Origin of the sequence: Dongia sp. (genome assembly GCF_041909655.1) — a bacterium.
Taxonomy (GTDB): domain Bacteria; phylum Pseudomonadota; class Alphaproteobacteria; order Dongiales; family Dongiaceae; genus Dongia.
On record NZ_JAYRDA010000001.1, the window covers coordinates 421,217 to 437,425 of the forward strand.

General features: G+C 62.5%; 13 protein-coding genes. 6 read left to right on the forward strand and 7 right to left on the reverse strand.

What is annotated here, in order from left to right; translation table 11 throughout:
* From ACE3PR_RS01830 to trxA, 5 genes are all read left to right on the forward strand, one after another.
* The gene (locus tag ACE3PR_RS01830) at window positions 1–1,020 is read left to right on the forward strand and encodes an aminoglycoside phosphotransferase family protein (protein ID WP_374367532.1); all 1,020 of its coding nucleotides are present in this window, start codon (window positions 1–3) and stop codon (window positions 1,018–1,020) included.
* 18 nt (window positions 1,021–1,038) lie between these two features.
* Window positions 1,039–1,776: a nucleotidyltransferase family protein gene (locus ACE3PR_RS01835; RefSeq protein ID WP_374367534.1), complete on the forward strand. Its 738-nt coding sequence runs from the start codon at window positions 1,039–1,041 to the stop codon at window positions 1,774–1,776.
* Window positions 1,777–1,805: 29 nt separating this feature from the next.
* The gene (gene addB, locus ACE3PR_RS01840; RefSeq protein WP_374367536.1) at window positions 1,806–4,865 is read left to right on the forward strand and encodes a double-strand break repair protein AddB; all 3,060 of its coding nucleotides are present in this window, start codon (window positions 1,806–1,808) and stop codon (window positions 4,863–4,865) included.
* Complete coding sequence (gene addA / locus ACE3PR_RS01845) at window positions 4,862–8,407, forward strand: double-strand break repair helicase AddA (RefSeq protein ID WP_374367539.1); 3,546 nt, start codon at window positions 4,862–4,864, stop codon at window positions 8,405–8,407. The genes addB and addA overlap by 4 nt, the downstream gene beginning before the upstream one ends.
* A 153-nt stretch (window positions 8,408–8,560) precedes the next feature.
* Window positions 8,561–8,881 carry a thioredoxin TrxA gene (trxA, locus tag ACE3PR_RS01850; protein ID WP_374367541.1) on the forward strand — a complete coding sequence of 107 codons (321 nt, stop codon included), beginning with the start codon at window positions 8,561–8,563 and terminating at the stop codon, window positions 8,879–8,881.
* A 58-nt stretch (window positions 8,882–8,939) separates the two neighbouring features.
* Here the strand turns inward: trxA and ACE3PR_RS01855 are convergent, their stop codons facing one another.
* From ACE3PR_RS01855 to pyrF, 7 genes are all read right to left on the reverse strand, one after another.
* A complete protein-coding gene (locus ACE3PR_RS01855; protein ID WP_374367543.1) occupies window positions 8,940–10,259 on the reverse strand; it encodes a folylpolyglutamate synthase/dihydrofolate synthase family protein in 1,320 nt (439 codons plus the stop codon).
* Window positions 10,256–11,116 (reverse strand): acetyl-CoA carboxylase, carboxyltransferase subunit beta, encoded by an 861-nt coding sequence (gene accD, locus ACE3PR_RS01860; RefSeq protein WP_374367545.1) that lies wholly within the window; start codon window positions 11,114–11,116, stop codon window positions 10,256–10,258. The genes ACE3PR_RS01855 and accD overlap by 4 nt, the downstream gene beginning before the upstream one ends.
* A 22-nt stretch (window positions 11,117–11,138) precedes the next feature.
* The gene (gene trpA, locus ACE3PR_RS01865; protein ID WP_374367547.1) at window positions 11,139–11,966 is read right to left on the reverse strand and encodes a tryptophan synthase subunit alpha; all 828 of its coding nucleotides are present in this window, start codon (window positions 11,964–11,966) and stop codon (window positions 11,139–11,141) included.
* Complete coding sequence (trpB, locus tag ACE3PR_RS01870) at window positions 11,963–13,189, reverse strand: tryptophan synthase subunit beta (protein ID WP_374367549.1); 1,227 nt, start codon at window positions 13,187–13,189, stop codon at window positions 11,963–11,965. The genes trpA and trpB overlap by 4 nt, the downstream gene beginning before the upstream one ends.
* Window positions 13,190–13,307: 118 nt before the next feature.
* Window positions 13,308–13,955: a phosphoribosylanthranilate isomerase gene (locus ACE3PR_RS01875; protein WP_374367551.1), complete on the reverse strand. Its 648-nt coding sequence runs from the start codon at window positions 13,953–13,955 to the stop codon at window positions 13,308–13,310.
* 1 nt (window position 13,956) lies between these two features.
* Window positions 13,957–14,706: a hypothetical protein gene (locus tag ACE3PR_RS01880; RefSeq protein ID WP_374367553.1), complete on the reverse strand. Its 750-nt coding sequence runs from the start codon at window positions 14,704–14,706 to the stop codon at window positions 13,957–13,959.
* Window positions 14,707–14,788: 82 nt separating this feature from the next.
* Window positions 14,789–15,535, reverse strand: a complete 747-nt coding sequence (pyrF, locus tag ACE3PR_RS01885; RefSeq protein ID WP_374367555.1) for an orotidine-5'-phosphate decarboxylase — start codon at window positions 15,533–15,535, stop codon at window positions 14,789–14,791.
* A 226-nt stretch (window positions 15,536–15,761) separates the two neighbouring features.
* Here pyrF and ACE3PR_RS01890 point away from each other — a divergent pair, with 226 nt between their 5' ends.
* Window positions 15,762–16,205 (forward strand): Rrf2 family transcriptional regulator, encoded by a 444-nt coding sequence (locus ACE3PR_RS01890; RefSeq protein ID WP_374367557.1) that lies wholly within the window; start codon window positions 15,762–15,764, stop codon window positions 16,203–16,205.
* Window positions 16,206–16,209 lie beyond the last annotated feature (4 nt).

Here is a 16,209-nt window from a genome sequence, read left to right on the forward strand (position 1 = left end):
ATGAGCAAGACCGCGGATGCGGCAGCGCGCCTGGCGCGCCGCGATCGGTTCCTGGCGGCGGCCGGATGGGGAGCTGCCGAAATCAAGCTGCTGGCCGGCGACGCTTCGTTTCGTCACTACGACCGTTTGACCATGGCTGGCCGGACGGCGGTGCTGATGGATGCGCCGCCACCGATGGAAGACGTGCGGCCCTTCGTCCGCATCGGCCGCCTGCTGAAGGATTTGGGTTTCAGCGCGCCGCTGATCCATGCCGAAGATGCCGAAGCCGGCTTTCTGCTGCTGGAGGATCTCGGCGACCAGACCTATACCCGTGAACTGGATGGCGGGGGCGATGCCCATGCTCTCTATGCATTGGCGACCGATACGCTGATTGCGCTTCACGACCGGGTGCCGCCATCGGCGCTTGCTGCTCTGCCCGTGTTCGATGATGCCCGGGCGCTCCGGGAAGTCCAGTTGCTGCTCGACTGGTACTGGCCCGCGCATTTTGGTGTCCCGGTACCGGCCGAGACGCGAGCCGCTTTCGTGGCTGCCTGGGAAGAGGTTCTTCCCCGTCGCTTCGACGTGCCGCAAAGCATCGCCTTGTTCGATTTTCATGTCGACAATCTGCTGGTGCTCAAGGACCGCAAAGGGGTCGAGGCCTGCGGCCTGCTGGATTTCCAGGATGCCGTGCTGGCGCCGATCACCTTCGATCTGGTTTCGCTGCTGGAAGACGTGCGGCGCAACCTGCCATGGGATTTGATGCAGGTGATGATCGATCGCTACCTCGCCGCCAATCCGTCGATCGCGCGCGATAAATTCATGGCGGCCTATGCCGTCATCGGCGGCCAGCGCAACACCCGCATTGCCGGAACCTTTGCACGATTGCTGAAGCGGGACGGCAAGGGCTGGTATCAGCGCTTCATGCCGCGGGTGTGGGAATTGATCGCCCATGACATCCAGCATCCCGTCATGGCGCCGGTGGCGGCATGGTATGCGCGCTATCTGCCGCCCGCCGAGCGTGGCGCGATCTCTGTCGATTGAAATGAAGGATTGCTCGTTTTGACCAAGCCCAGCGTCACCATTCCCCATACTGCCATGGTTATGGCCGCCGGTTTCGGGACACGATTACGTCCTCTGACCGAGACCACGCCCAAGGCCCTGGTGCCGGTCCTGGGCGTACCCATGCTGGATGTCGTGCTCAACCGGTTGCAGGCTGTCGGTGTAAAGCGCGTGGTGATCAACCTGCATCATCTGGGCGAGAAGATTCGGGCGCATCTGAAGGGGCGTGCCGATCTCGAGATTCTCTATTCCGAAGAAGCCGAGATTCTGGAGACAGGTGGCGGCATCGTTCAGGCGCTGCCGCTGCTGGGGCAAGATCCCTTCTTCGCCGTGAACGCCAAGATCATCTGGCTCAATGGCAAGATCGACGCACTGGAACGCCTCGCCGCAGAATGGGACGATGCGAAGATGGATGCGCTGCTGCTGTTGCAGCCGACGGTGACCGCCGTGGGCTATAATGGCAAAGGCGATTTTGTAATGGATCAGGAAGGCCGCGTGCGCCGCCGCAAGGAATGGCAGGTTGCACCCTTTCTCTATGCCGGTATCCAGATTTGCCATCCGCGCCTGTTTCGTGATCCGCCCCAGGGGGCGTTTTCGACCAATGTCGTGTGGGATCGTGCCATCGAGGAAGATCGGCTCTTCGGGCTACGTCACGATGGCGAATGGTACCACGTTTCGACTCCTCAACATTTGCAGGATGTCGAGCGGCATTTGAGCTTCCACGGCATCAGATTCTAGGCCAAGCTCCCCATGACACGGGGAGGCGAATGAATCTGTTCGACCGCACATCGCGCATCTGCACAATTCCGACGGGCGTCAGTTTCGTTGATGCCCTGGCGTTCGGATTGATGGCAGAGACCGCCGCCGATCCCTTGCGCCTCAGCGCGATCACCATTCTGCTGCCCAATCGACGTGCCTGCCGTGCCATGCAGGACGCCTTTCTGCGTCTGGGCGCCGGCGGTGGCCGGGCACTGATGCTGCCGCGCCTGATGCCCTTGGGCGATCTCGACGAGGGCGAGCTTTCCTTGCATGGCCTGGCACTCGATCTCAGCCTCGGCGAAGCCATGAGCGCGGACGTGCCGCCAGCCGTGCCGAATCTGCGACGTCAGATGCTGCTGGCGGAACTGGTACAAGGCGCTGCCGCGGTGAGTCTTCCTGGCGGCGCGATGCCGCTCGATCAGGCTGCGAGGCTCGCCGCCGAGCTTATGCGGCTTTTCGATCAGGTCGAGACCGAAAGGCTCGATTTTGCGGCGATCCGGAATCTGGCCCCTGAGGAACTGGCGGAGCACTGGCAATTGACCCTGCGCTTCCTCGATATCCTGCGCGACAACTGGCCGGAGATTCTCGCCAATGAGGGCGGCATCGATCCCATGCATCGCCGCAATCTGCTGCTGGAACGCCAAAGCCGTCTCTGGCGCGAGCAACCGCCGGCTGATCCGGTGGTCGCCGCGGGCAGTACCGGTTCGATTCCCGCCAGTGCTGATCTTATCGCGACTATCGCCAGTCTGCCCAAGGGTCTGGTCGTGCTGCCGGGGCTGGATCTGCAGGCCGATGCCGAAGCCTGGGAAAAGATCGCGATCGATCCGGCGCATCCACAGTTCGGTCTTGCCCATTTGCTGTCGCGCCTTGAGGCAAAGCGTGAGGATGTATGGTTGTGGCCGCATTCGCTGCCCGATGGGCCGGAGCGTTCAGCGCCGCCAACCCGCACCAAGATCGTTGCTGCCGCGATGCTGCCGGCCGCGGCCACTCATGATTGGCCGCTTATCGCGCAGAGATTTGCGCAACCGGACGGGCTGGCCAAGGCAGCCTGGCACGATGTGAGCCGCGTCGATTGCCGCACGGAGCAAGAGGAGGCCGGCATTATCGCGTTGATGCTGCGCGAGGCAGTGGCCCAGCCGGCGCCTTATCGTGCTGCGTTGGTGACACCCGATCGCGGTCTGGCGCGGCGGGTTGCTGCCGAGTTGCGGCGCTGGGACATCGAGATCGACGATTCTGCCGGCAGGCCACTGGGCATGACCGAGCCGGGCCTATTCTTCAATCTTATTGCAGCGGCTCTGGCCGAGGAACTGGCGCCGGTGCCCTTGCTGGCATTGCTGAAACATCCGCTTTGCGCGGCGGGTATGCCTCATGCCGCCTTCCAGAGCCAGGTGCGGCGGCTGGAGGTTCATGTCTTGCGCGGGCCACGTCCCGCGCCTGGCGTCGTCGGCTTGCGTGCGGCGCTTGCCGCCGCAGAATGCAATGACGATGTTCGCGCTGAGCTGCAGGCCCTTATTGACCGGCTGGCAGGTCTACTCGGTGCTGCCGGCCATTGGCAGGGTACGGTGCCGCTAACGGAGAGGCTGGATCGCCATATTAAACTGGCGGAAGCTCTGGCGGCGCGACCGGAAAGCAGTGGCGCCGAAAATCTGTGGCGCGACGAAGCAGGCGAGGCATTGGCTGGATTCCTCAACGACATGATGCGCGCCGCGCGTGGCATGTCGCCGGTCTCTGCAGCGAGTTATGCGGCCCTGCTGCAGGAATTGATCGACGGTATCGATGTGCGGCCGCGCTACGGGCTGCATCCGCGCCTTTTTATCTGGGGGCCGCTGGAAGCGCGCTTGCAGCAAGTGGATCTGATGATCCTGGGCAGCCTCAATGAAGGCGTTTGGCCGGGCGAGGTCGCCATCGATCCCTGGCTCAGCCGGCCGATGCGCAAAGCCTTTGGCCTCCCATCGCCGGAACGCAAGATCGGTCTTTCTGCCCATGACTTCCAGCAGGCGCTGGGGGCACCTCGGGTCGTGATGACCCGGGCGCAGCGTGTCGGCGGCAAGCCCAGTGTCCCGTCCCGATGGTTGTTGCGCCTCGATGCCTTCCTGCGCGCCTTGGGCATCGTCGCGCCGGTCGAGGGGCCGAGCCTCTATCGCGGCTGGCAGATGCGACTCGATTGGCCGGACGCACCGCCCGTCCCGCTGGCGCGGCCGGCACCGCAACCCGGCGCAAAATTCCGCCCCAATCGCCTGTCGGTCACGCAGATCGAAACCTGGATGCGCGATCCCTATGCGCTCTATGCCCGGCACATTCTGAACTTGCAGGCGCTGGATCCCCTGGATCAGGAGCCTGGCGTTGCCGATCTTGGTTCGTTGTTCCATGACATCCTCGATCGCTTCCTCAAAGAGGTAGGGCTGCCGCTGCCACCGGATGCGGAGACCCGCCTGGTGGCGCTTGGAGAAAGGGCCTTCGCCGCGGATCTGGCGCGGCCCGCCGTCTGGGCTTTTTGGTGGCCGCGATTCCGCCAGATGGCCGCCTGGTTCGTGACTGAAATGCGCGAGCGGCAGGCGGAGATCGCCGTCATCGCCACCGAGACCCGAGGCAAATTGCCAATCAGCGAGGTGTCGCCGGCCTTTACGCTGACGGCCAAGGCGGACCGTCTCGATCGGCTGCGGGACGGCTCGATCGCAATCATCGATTATAAGACCGGAACCATTCCGTCAGCGAAGGACGTCGCCCTCGGCTTTGCACCGCAATTGCCTCTGGAAGCGGCAATCGCGCAGAGGGGCGGGTTTGAGATTGCCGCCGGCGCAAAAATCGCACGCCTCGAATACTGGCACCTCAAGGGTGGGCGCGAGGGCTGCGCGGTCATGCCGATCAAACTGCCCGACAGCCGCAACCCGGCGGATCCGATGGCGCTGGCGGACGAAGCCTATCTAGGCCTTATTCGCCTGCTGGAGGCTTACGGGACGGATGAAGCCGCCTATGTGGCAAGACCGCGGGAATCCTTTGCACTTGGCTATAACGATTATGAGCATCTCGCGCGGTTTGCCGAGTGGGCGAGCGAGGTCGGTGAATGAGTGCGAAGGCCGACAACCCCACAGTACTTGCCACGCGCGACCAGCGTCGTGCTGCCGACCCAGCCGTCTCGGCTTGGGTGTCGGCCTCGGCGGGGTCCGGCAAGACGCAGGTGCTGCGCGACCGCGTCTTACGCCTGTTGCTGGAAGGCGCGGCGCCCGAGCGTATTTTATGCCTGACCTTCACCAAGGCTGGCGCCGCCGAAATGTCGAACCGCATCGCGACCACGCTGGCGGAATGGGCGTCGATGCCAGAGGTCGCGTTGAAGGCGGATCTCAAAAAGCTGGCAGGTGATATGGGGCTTGCGCGGCTGATCCCGGTGGCACGCGGTCTTTTTGCCAAGGTGCTGGATGCTCCCGGCGGCATGCGCATCGATACCATCCACGCCTTCTGTCAATCATTGCTGCGGCGCTTCCCCTTGGAAGCACGGGTAATGCCGCATTTCCGTCTGATTGAAGAGCGTGATTCTGCGACATTGCTGCTGCAGGCCCGCGAAGAACAGCTCAACGCGGCCCGTGCCGGGGCCGGTAATCTTGGCGCCGCTCTTGCCCATCTGGTACAGCGCAGTGGCGAGATCGGGATTGGGAGCGTGATCGGCGAATTGCTGCGCGATCGGGCGCGCCTTGTGGCCCTGCAACGGCAGATGAGTGATATCGAAGCGTATCGGCGGGCGCTCGCCGGATTGCTCGGTGTTTCCGCGGATGCCAATCGTGCCGATATTGTTGCCGCTGCATTTGCCGATGCGGCGTTCGATAGCGTTGCTCTGCGTGCGGCGATGGCAGCCCTGGCCCAAGGAGCCAAGACCGACAATGCGCGCGCCGCCATTCTGGACGCCTTTCTGGCTGCGGATGTCGATCAGCGCGCGGCGATGTTGGACGAATATCTCTCGGTCTTCCTCACGGCGAAGAACGAGATCCGTGCCACCCTGGCCAGCAAGGGCGCCATCGCGGCGATGCCTGACGTCGCCCATATTCTGGAGCGCGAGGCCGAGCGCCTGCTGCGCCTTCTCGACAAGTTGCGGGCTGTCGATATTCTTGCCGATTCCACTGCGCTGATGACCCTTGGGCTCGATCTCCTGGCGCGCTTCCGTAAACTCAAGGAGGCGCATGCGGCGCTGGATTTCGATGACCTTATCCTGGCGACACGCGATCTGTTGTTGCGGCCGGGCATCGCGCCATGGGTGCTCTACAAGCTTGATGGCGGCATCGATCATGTGCTGATCGATGAGGGGCAGGATACCAGCCCGACCCAGTGGGATATCATCAAGGCACTCACCGAGGAATTGATTGCCGGCAGCGGCCGTGACCGCTCTTATGCCGTGTCCGGCAAAGTGGCGGAGAAGCCACGTTCGATCTTCGCCGTGGGTGATTTCAAGCAATCGATCTTCAGCTTCCAGGGCGCCGAACCACGTGCGTTCCTGGCGGCGCGGGAGCATTTTCGTAGCCAGTTGGCGCGCGATCGTGGCGCTGCCGATACCCGCACTCCTTTCCTGGATCTGCCGCTTAACGTGTCGTTTCGCTCCAGTCCCGCGATCTTGCGCGCCGTCGACGCGGTTTTTGCCGGCACGACAGGGAGCGGCGTCGCTGAGGCGGATCGGAAGATCCAGCATGTCCCGGCACGCAGCGGGGCTGCTGGTTTGGTTGAGGTCTGGCCGTTGGCGGTGCCGCTGGATGTAACGCCGCCTTTGCCCTGGATGCCGCCGGCCATCGATACCGACCCAGGGGATCCCGGTACGCGCGTAGCCAATGCCATCGCCGACAAGATCGCGGACCTCATTCGCGGCAATGCCTCTCTCGAAGCGCGCGGTCGGCCGGTGACGGCCGGCGACATCATGGTCTTGGTACGCTCCCGCAACGCCTTCGTGCCGACGCTGGTAAAGGCGTTGAAGGCGCGGCAGGTTGAGGTTTCGGGGATCGATCGCCTGGCTCTGCTTTCCGAACTCGCGGTGATGGATCTGGTCGCTCTGATCGATTTCATTCTGTTGCCGGAGGACAACCTCAATCTCGCCGCGTTGCTGAAAAGTCCGCTGGTGGGTCTCACTGAAGCCGAGCTGTTCGATCTTTGCATCGCGCGTGGCGATGGAACGCTCTGGCAGGAACTCAATCGAGCCGCAGCCAATGCGGAACGCATTGCGGCCGCACGTGACTTTCTCCAAACCTATCTCGATCGCGCCCTGATTCTCACGCCTTACGAATTCCTGGCCGATCTGCTGTCGGCGGGCGGTGGTCGCAAGAAGCTCTTCGCGCGCCTTGGTTTGCAAGTGGGCGAAGCGGTAGACGAATTGCTCAATCTGGCGCTCGGTTATGAGGCAAACAATCTTTCGTCCTTGCAAGGTTTTCGGCATTGGCTGGAGATGGGCGAGGCGGTGGTGAAGCGCGAATTGACCGAGGATGGCGGTGGCCAGGTACGTATCATGACCGTCCACGGCGCTAAGGGCCTCCAGGCCCCAATCGTGTTCGTCGTCGATGCGCGCCGGCGCAAGCCGAACCGGCCCGGGCTGTTCTGGCTGGGGGAAGAGTACGCGGCGCTCCCGGTCTGGGTGCAGCGCAAGGAAATGGATGTGGCGCCAACGGCGTCGGCGCGCGCCGAGATCGAACAGCGATCACAGGAAGAAGAGAACCGATTGCTCTATGTCGCGCTGACGCGCGCGGAGGACCGGCTCTATATCTGTGGCTGGCGCGGCCGCGTGAGTGCGACGTCGGCGAGCTGGCATGACAACGTCACGGAAGCCATGGCCGGCCTCGAGAACGTCGTTGTTCAGCCGGCGGAGCAATGGCGTGCGGAAGCAGGATGGGAAGGCGCGAGCTACACGCATAGCAATGCGCAAAGCGATGCGCCCGGGGACAAGGTGGCGAAGGCTGGCTTGGCGATCGACCTGACGACACCTTTGCTGCCGTGGTCGCTTTTGCCGGTGGACCCGGAGCCGGACCCGCCGCGGCCGCTCATTCCCTCGCGTCCCAGCACGGAAGGCGGAGCTCCTCTAGAGGCGCCGTTGCTCTCGCCGCTCGGTCAGGATCAGGGTTTCCGCTTTCAGCGTGGTTTGGTGATTCACAAGCTGTTCCAATTGCTGCCGGATCTGCCATTGGCATCGCGGCGCGAGGCAGCGCGGCACTGGCTGGATAGCATCAACCGCCCAAGCGGTCTCATGGCGGAAGATTCGGCGTTGGATGCCATCGTCGCGGAAGTGATGGCCGTGCTGGAGGCGCCGGAATTTGCGCATCTTTTCGTGCCGGGTTCGCGTGCGGAAGTGCCGATCGTGGCCGAATTGTCCCGTGCCGATGGCGGCCGGCAGATCCTCAGTGGACAGATCGATCGGCTCCTGGTGACGCCAACGGAATGCCACATCATCGATTTTAAGAGCAATCGGCCTCCAGCCATGCGGGCAGAACATGTCTCAAAGCAATATCTTCGGCAGCTCGCGCTTTATCGGTCTGCCATGCGGGGAATTTATCCAGATCGAACAGTAAGTTGCTATCTGCTCTGGAGCGCCGTGCCCAGCTTGATGGCGATCCCCGATTCGCTGCTGGAGAGTTATGCGTCCTGAGCAGGTCAGGGGTCAGGTGCGAACTCGTCACCTTGACGCTGGGCAGTGGGCTTCATAGATTCCCTGACAAGCAGCGTCGGGAATCCGGCGCCGTTACAGTGTAGAACCGGACCGCCACGATACATGGCAAGGTCCAATGGGAAGGAAGACGGGATGAGCACGACCCATGTCAGCGACGCGAGCTTCGAGGCCGACGTCCTAAAATCCAATCAGCCGGTGCTGGTGGATTTCTGGGCCGAGTGGTGCGGCCCCTGCAAGGCCATTGCGCCCGTGCTGGAAGAGATTGCACAGGAACTCGGTGGCAAGCTGAAGATCGTGAAGGTCGATATCGACCGCAACGCGCAGACGCCCAAGAAATACGGTATCCGTGGCGTGCCGACCCTGATGCTGTTCAAGGATGGTCAGGTCGCGGCCACCAAGGTCGGTGCCGAACCCAAGCGCAAGCTGCTCGATTGGGTGAACTCGAATATCTGATCGATCCCGCTCGATCAATCATGGAGAACCCCGCTCGCAAGAGCGGGGTTTTTCGTTTTTAGTCGTTCTCGGCCAGCACCGTGCCGGCAAGATACAGCGAGCCGCAGATAAGGACCCGGCGCGGCTCGTCGCTGCCGTCATGGGCATCGACGATGGCGCGCAAGGCGGCTTCCACGGAACGGAAGCCCTGGCTGAGCAAGCCCACCTCGGCGCCGGCCTGAACGCATTCCTCGACCGAGAGGCTGGCATGGTCGCCCGGGATGGCGACGGCAGCCAGATCCTCGGCATGGGGTGCCAATTGGCCGAGGAAAGCCACCGGATCCTTGGTATTAAGCATGCCGAAGATGAGATGCGCCGGCTTGCCGTCGGCAGCGCGCCAATCGGCCAGCATGGCGGCGATCACCTCGCCGGCCTCGGCATTGTGGCCGCCATCCAGCCATAGCTCCCACTTGCCGTTCTTGCCACCCGGCAGCATCTCGACCAGAGGCCCCTGGGTCAGGCGCTGCATGCGTGCGGGCCAGGTGACATTGCGCAGGCCCTGCGCAATATGCGCGTCCGAGATATTGAAGCCGTCGAGCACCGCCGTCGTTGCGATGGCGCAGCCGGCATTGCGGAACTGATGGCGACCAGCGAGACCCGGGACCGGATAGAGCCGCGGGCCGCGCTGGTCGAAGAAGCGCAGTTGGGATTTTAAGTCACCGTCGCAATTCCATTCGCGGCCGAAGCGGTGAAGGGGAGCGGAGAGTGATGTCGCGCGTTCCTCAAATACAGCCAGCGCCTCGGTCGGCTGTGGCGAGACGATGACCGGCCGGTTGCGCTTGATGATCCCGGCTTTCGCCTTGGCAATCAGCTCCAGCGTATTGCCGAAAAACTGCATGTGGTCGAAGGAGATCGGCATCAGCACCGTGGCGAGCGGCTGGTCGACGACATTGGTCGCATCGAACTCGCCGCCGACACCGGTTTCCAGCAGCACGATATCTGCCGGCTCCCGCGTGAAGGCGAGAAAGGCAGCTACTGTGGTTATTTCAAAAAAGGTGATCGGTGTGCCGCCATTGGCACGTTCGCATTCTTCCAGCAGCTCAATCAGCGCCGATTCGTCGATCAGCTTGCCATTGAGGCGGATGCGCTCGTGAAAACGCACCAGATGCGGAGAGATATAGACATGGACCCGGTAGCCGGCCGCCTCCAGGATCGCGCGCAGATAGGCGATGACCGAGCCCTTGCCATTGGTGCCGGCCACATGAATCACCGGCGGCAAGTGGCGTTCCGGATGACCCACCGCTGCCAACAGGCGGTGGACCCGGTCGAGTTCCAGATCGATCAGCTTGGGATGGAGTTTGGTGAGGCGATCCAGAACAATGTCGCTGGTCTGTGTCACGCCGCCTCGTCGCGCTTGGTGAGGAGCGAGATCACGCGGCCGATCTGTTCGCGCAATTCCTTGCGCGGCACGACCAGGTCGATGATGCCGTGGTCGAGCAGATATTCGGCACGCTGGAAACCCTCCGGCAGCTTTTCGCGGATGGTTTCTTCGATGACACGGGCACCGGCAAAGCCGATCTGGGCGCCGGGTTCGGCGATTTGTATGTCACCCAGCATGGCGAAGGAGGCCGAGACGCCGCCCGTCGTGGGGTCGGTCAGCAACACAATGAAGGGAAGACCGGCTTCCTTCACTTGATCGACCGCGATCACGGTGCGGGGCATCTGCATGAGCGAGAGGATGCCTTCCTGCATGCGCGCGCCACCTGAGGCCGGCACGGCAACAAGACCGGCCTTGCGGGTGACGGCGAGACCGGCGGCGGTCACCAGGCCTTCGCCTACCGCCATGCCCATCGAGCCGCCCATGAAATCGAAATTGAAGGCGGCGACAACCGCTGGGGCGCCGTTCATCGTGCCATGGGCTACGACAATCGCGTCCTGTTCCTCGGTCTTCGCCTGGGCATCCTTGAGCCGATCCGTGTAACGTTTCCGGTCCTTGAACTTCAACGGATCGACACCGACACGCGGCGTTTCGACACGTTCATACTTGCCGTCATCGAACAGCAGCTCAAGGCGCGTTTTCACATCGATACGCATGTGATGGCCGCAATGCGGGCAAACGCGCTGATTGGCGTTGAGCTCGCGGTGAAAGATCATCTGGCCGCAGCTCGAACATTTATCCCACAGATTTTCGGGGACGTCGGTTTTCTGGACCAGCTTGCGGATCTTGGGTCGCACAAAATTGGTAAGCCAGCTCATCTTGTTCTCTCCGTATCGTCGCTCAGCTGCGCGCGCTGCGCACGCCGGCGGCGAGGTTGGCCACCAGTTCCAACGCCGATTTGGCGGCGTGGGGTTGTGGCTTGCCAGTGGCATCGATCGCCGCGGCAATGCGGCTGACAACAGCCGAGCCCACCACGGCGGCATCCGCCACGCGGGCGACGGCGGCGGCGCCCTCAGGTGTCGTGATACCGAAGCCCACGGCGACTGGCAGGTCAGTATGCCGCTTCAGGCGGGCAACCGCCGCGCCGATATCCGTCTGGCTTGCCGAACGCGTCCCGGTGATGCCCAGAATGGACACATAATAGACGAAACCGGAGGTGTTGTTGAGAACGGTCGGCAGGCGCTTGTCATCGGTGGTAGGTGTAGCGAGGCGAATGAAGTTGAGGCCGGCTTTCAGGGCCGGGAGGCACAATTCCTCGTCTTCCTCGGGCGGCAGATCGACCACGATCAGCCCGTCGACGCCGGCCTTCCCGGCATCTACCAGGAATTTATCGACGCCATAGGAATAGATCGGGTTGTAGTAGCCCATGAGCACGATCGGCGTGGTCTCGTCTTTGGCCCGGAAGTCGCGCACCAATTGCAGCGTCTTCTTCATGTTCTGGCCGCTCGCAAGGGCGCGCAAGGACGCCGCCTGGATGGCTGGCCCGTCGGCCATGGGGTCGGTAAACGGCATGCCAAGCTCGATGAGGTCGGCACCCGCCGCCGGCAGGCCCAGAACGATCTCGCGCGAAACTTCGTAGGTGGGATCGCCTGCCGTCACGAAAACCACCAGGCCGCCGCGCTTGGCCGCCTTCAATTCGGCAAAGCGCCGCTCGATACGCGTAGTCATATTTTGGTACCCAGCCTTTCGGCGACGGCGAAGATGTCTTTGTCGCCCCGGCCGCAGAGATTCATGACGATGATATTGTCCTTGGGTCGCGTCGGCGCCAGTTTGCGCACATAAGCCAGCGCATGGGCTGGCTCCAGGGCCGGAATGATGCCCTCGATTTTGGCCAGCATCTGGAAGGCGTCGAGCGCCTCGAGATCGGTCGCCGAGACGTATTGCACGCGCTTCATCTCGTGGAGCCAGGAATGCTCGGGCCCGATGCCGGGATAATCGAGGCCGGCGGAAATCGAATGCGCGTCGATGATCTGGCCGTCGTCGTTCTGCAGCAGATAGGTGCGGTTGCCGTGCAGCACGCCCGGCCGGCCGCCGGTGAGGGAGGCGGCATGGCGACCGGTTTCAACACCGTCGCCGCCGGCTTCAACGCCGATGATCTCGACCTCGCGGTCATCAAGGAAGGGATGGAACAGCCCGATCGCATTGGAGCCGCCGCCGATACAGGCGACCAGCGTGTCGGGGAGGCGGCCTTCGGCTTCCAGAATCTGCTCCTTGGTCTCGATTCCGATCACGGATTGGAAGTCGCGCACCATGCTGGGATAGGGATGCGGGCCAGCCGCGGTACCGATGATGTAGAAGGTGTTTTCGACATTGGCGACCCAGTCCCGGAGGGCCTCGTTCATGGCATCTTTCAGCGTCGCCGTGCCGCTATGGACCGGAATGACCTCGGCCCCCAGCAACTTCATGCGAAAGACGTTGGGCTGCTGGCGGGCGATGTCGGTCGCCCCCATATAGACGGTGCAGGGCAGATTGAAGAGCGCACAGAGAGTTGCCGTGGCGACGCCATGCTGGCCGGCGCCGGTCTCTGCAATGATGCGTGTCTTGCCCATGCGCTTGGCGAGCAGCGCCTGACCAAGGCAATTGTTCACCTTGTGCGAGCCGGTGTGATTGAGCTCGTCGCGCTTCATATAGACCTTGGCGCCACCTAGTTCCGCGGTCAGCCGTTCGGCAAAATAAAGCGGGCTCGGCCGGCCGATATAGTGCTTGCGGTAATACTCCATCTCCTCGGCGAATTTCGGATCCGCTTTGGCCGCCTTGTAGGCCGCCTCGACCTCGAGAATGAGCGGCATCAGCGTTTCGGCGACGAAGCGGCCGCCGAAGATGCCGAAACGGCCATGTTCGTCCGGTCCGGTGCGGTAGGAATTGGGCTGTGCGACGCTGGCTGTGCTCACGGGTTCAAGGCTCCGAAACGCAGGGAAATTCAGATAGATGAGAGCGGAGTCGCTCAAGGCGCGCAATCAACCATAGCGGCGGCCAAAGGTCAAAGGCCGTAACGTTCGGTCCAGCACCTTAAAGGGTTTGCGCGATTGCCAGGAATTCTTTGATTTTATTGATATTTTTCTCGCCGGGGCGATCTTCGACGCCAGATGAGGTGTCGACCGCCCGCGTTCCCGTCGCCCGTACTGCCGCGGCGAGATTGCCGCTATGGAGCCCCCCGGCCAGCATCCAGGGACGGTCAAAATGCTGGCCCTTCAAGAGGCCCCAGTCGAAGGAAAGCGCATTGCCGCCCGGCAGGGCGCCCGTCATGGATTTGGGTGGCTTGGCATCGAAGAGCAGCCGGTCGGTGACCGCTTCGTAGGCGCGTGCCGCGGCGATATCGGCGGCATCGGCGACGCTGATCGCCTTCATGACCGGAAGGCTGAAACGGGCGCGGATCTCAGCAGTCCGTTCAGGCGTCTCATGGCCATGCAATTGCAATAGATCGAGCGGCGCCTCGGCCAGGATCGCGGCGATGGCGTCGTCGGTCGCGTCAACGATCAGGCCCACCTTGGCGATACCCGCCGGCACGCGTTTGCCGAGTTCCTTGGCCAAGAGCGGCGCAAGATTACGCGGGCTTTTAGCGAAGAAAACGAAGCCGACCATGAAAGCGCCACCGCCGACGGCCGCATCCACGGCCGCCGGCGTCGTCAAACCGCATATCTTGGCGTCAACCGCCATCTCATACCGTCTCCGATACAAACCGCGGATAGGCCAGCACGAAGACTGCGCCGATTGCCGCGAACATGATGAACTGGATGACCACCGAAATAAAACTCAGTGCCAGAGGGGCTGCCTCGAGAACACCCAGGCTGATCGATAGGCTTAGAAAGAGCGATTGCAGAAAAAACAGACCCAAAGAGACAATCACGAAGGCGACAGCGAGACCAACACCCTGACCCGTCGTGCGCCGCCAGGCGTCCCGGAGCTTCATCGGCGCATCGATTGCGATACCGACCCATATCGGCGTGAGCCGCACGACAACGATCAGTGACCAGATCAGAAACAGGATGGTCGCGGCGAAAACGATCGCCGGTATCGGCAGCAAGACCAGGACCAATGCCATAAAAATGAAGAAGGCGAACAGAATGCAAACGAGAAAGCCGATCAGGTACAGCCACATCCGGATATGCCGGCGCCGCAAGTCTAGGCCGAGGCCCGATGGACCGCCATCGCCCAGCGCCAGGGCACGCATCCAGTTCACCATAAAGATTGCGATCACCAGCCAATTTGCCAGCCCAATCAGGATGATCGGCGCCTGAACGCTTTGCATCTGAGCTAGATCAGGTTCCTGTCCCGGCTGTATTGCGCCAAACATCATTTCGGCATAGGGCTGGAACCAGATGTTGAGAGCAAAGGTGGCGATGACCGGAATCGCTGCCAGTCGCATCAAATCATCGCGCTCCTGCCAGACGCGGCGGAAGGCCGCCATGGCAAGCGGCCATGGCTTGAGATCAGTCGAACTCGGTTTGGTCATGTTCGCAATCGTCAGAGAGGGATCAGCCGCGCGCCCATCAGCGCCGTGCTTGGGCCGGCGGATGGCCGATGGCGGCGTCGATTTCCGTGCCGATACGGCAGGCGGCATCGCGTGGATCGGCCGCCGCCGTAATCGGACGGCCGATCACCAGGTAATCGGCACCGGCCTTGGCGGCGTCACCGGGGGTGCGGACCCGCTTTTGATCGCCGCTGTCGCTGCCCTGCGGCCGGACGCCTGGGACCACCAGCAGGAAATCTTCGCCCAGTTCTGCCCGCAATGCTTCGATTTCATGGGGCGAGCAGACGACGCCATCTAGGCCGGCCGCCTTGGCCAGATTGGCGAGGCGCTTCACCTGATCGCTGGTCGGGGCGGCCTGACCCACGGCAGCGAGGTCCTTGTCATCGAGGCTGGTGAGGACGGTAACACCGATGATTTTCGGCCGCTTGACGCCGCGCTTTTCTGCCTGTTCCTCGGCGGTTTCGCGGGCGGCCTGCATCATCGCCTGACCGCCAGCGGCGTGGACCGTCACGATGCTGGGGGCAAGCGGCGTGATCGCCCGCAAGGCACCAGCCACCGTATTGGGTATGTCATGAAGCTTGAGGTCCAGGAAGATCGGCATGCCGACCGCGGCGATGCGGCGATAGCCAAGCGGCCCGTTGGCCAGGAAGAATTCCAGCCCGAGCTTGACGCCGGCGACGGTCCGGTCCAGGCGATGCGCCCAGTCGACAGCCTGATCGATATTGACCGTGTCGAGTGCCGCCAGAATTTGCCCTTTGCTGCCCACGCGCGCTCTCCTTGGAAAATGGCCGGAAATGCCAGTCGAGACCGTACCCGGCCGAGATGATCACCCCCCTCGAACCACGACACAGGTTTTTATCCTATATTGCGGCCAGCGTCACCCGCTAGCAGACAGGAAGGCCATATTAGAGGCCAGCCATGTTAACGACTGCCCTTTAACGTCCGACGATGGCCAGATAAGCTGAACAGGAACACGGCATGCAGGCGTCTCGATGCAACTGACCCAGTTCTCCGATTACTCACTCCGGGTACTGATCTATCTCGGCTTGCGGCCGGATCGTCTTTCCACGATCGAAGAAATCGCGGCCGCCTATGGAATTTCGGAGAGCCATTTGACGAAGGTGGCCCACAAGCTGGGCCGGCTTGGGATCGTCGAAACTGTGCGGGGCCGCAAGGGGGGGATGCGGCTGCGGGATGCGCCGGCGAAAATTAATGTCGGGGCGACGGTGCGGGTGATGGAGGCCAATCTCACCATCGTCGAATGCTTCGATCACGAGCACAATACCTGTCCCATCGCGCCGGTCTGCAAGCTGGCCGGCGTCCTTGGCGAGGCATTGGAGGCGTTTTTGTCGGTGCTGGATCGCTATACCCTGGCCGATGTGCTCAAGAATCGGCAAGATCTGGGTGAAATTTTGCAAATCCGGCCGGAGCCATGAGATG

What these genes read in the sequence shown, in the direction of transcription:
- ACE3PR_RS01880 (WP_374367553.1), bottom strand. Translation starts at nt 14,706, where the DNA reads ATGGCGGCCTTCCGCCGCGTCTGGCAGGAGCGCGATGATTTGATGCGA.
- addB (WP_374367536.1), top strand. Translation starts at nt 1,806, where the DNA reads ATGAATCTGTTCGACCGCACATCGCGCATCTGCACAATTCCGACGGGC.
- ACE3PR_RS01875 (WP_374367551.1), bottom strand. Translation starts at nt 13,955, where the DNA reads ATGGCGGTTGACGCCAAGATATGCGGTTTGACGACGCCGGCGGCCGTG.
- ACE3PR_RS01830 (WP_374367532.1), top strand. Translation starts at nt 1, where the DNA reads ATGAGCAAGACCGCGGATGCGGCAGCGCGCCTGGCGCGCCGCGATCGG.
- trpA (WP_374367547.1), bottom strand. Translation starts at nt 11,966, where the DNA reads ATGACTACGCGTATCGAGCGGCGCTTTGCCGAATTGAAGGCGGCCAAG.
- ACE3PR_RS01890 (WP_374367557.1), top strand. Translation starts at nt 15,762, where the DNA reads ATGCAACTGACCCAGTTCTCCGATTACTCACTCCGGGTACTGATCTAT.
- trxA (WP_374367541.1), top strand. Translation starts at nt 8,561, where the DNA reads ATGAGCACGACCCATGTCAGCGACGCGAGCTTCGAGGCCGACGTCCTA.
- addA (WP_374367539.1), top strand. Translation starts at nt 4,862, where the DNA reads ATGAGTGCGAAGGCCGACAACCCCACAGTACTTGCCACGCGCGACCAG.
- accD (WP_374367545.1), bottom strand. Translation starts at nt 11,116, where the DNA reads ATGAGCTGGCTTACCAATTTTGTGCGACCCAAGATCCGCAAGCTGGTC.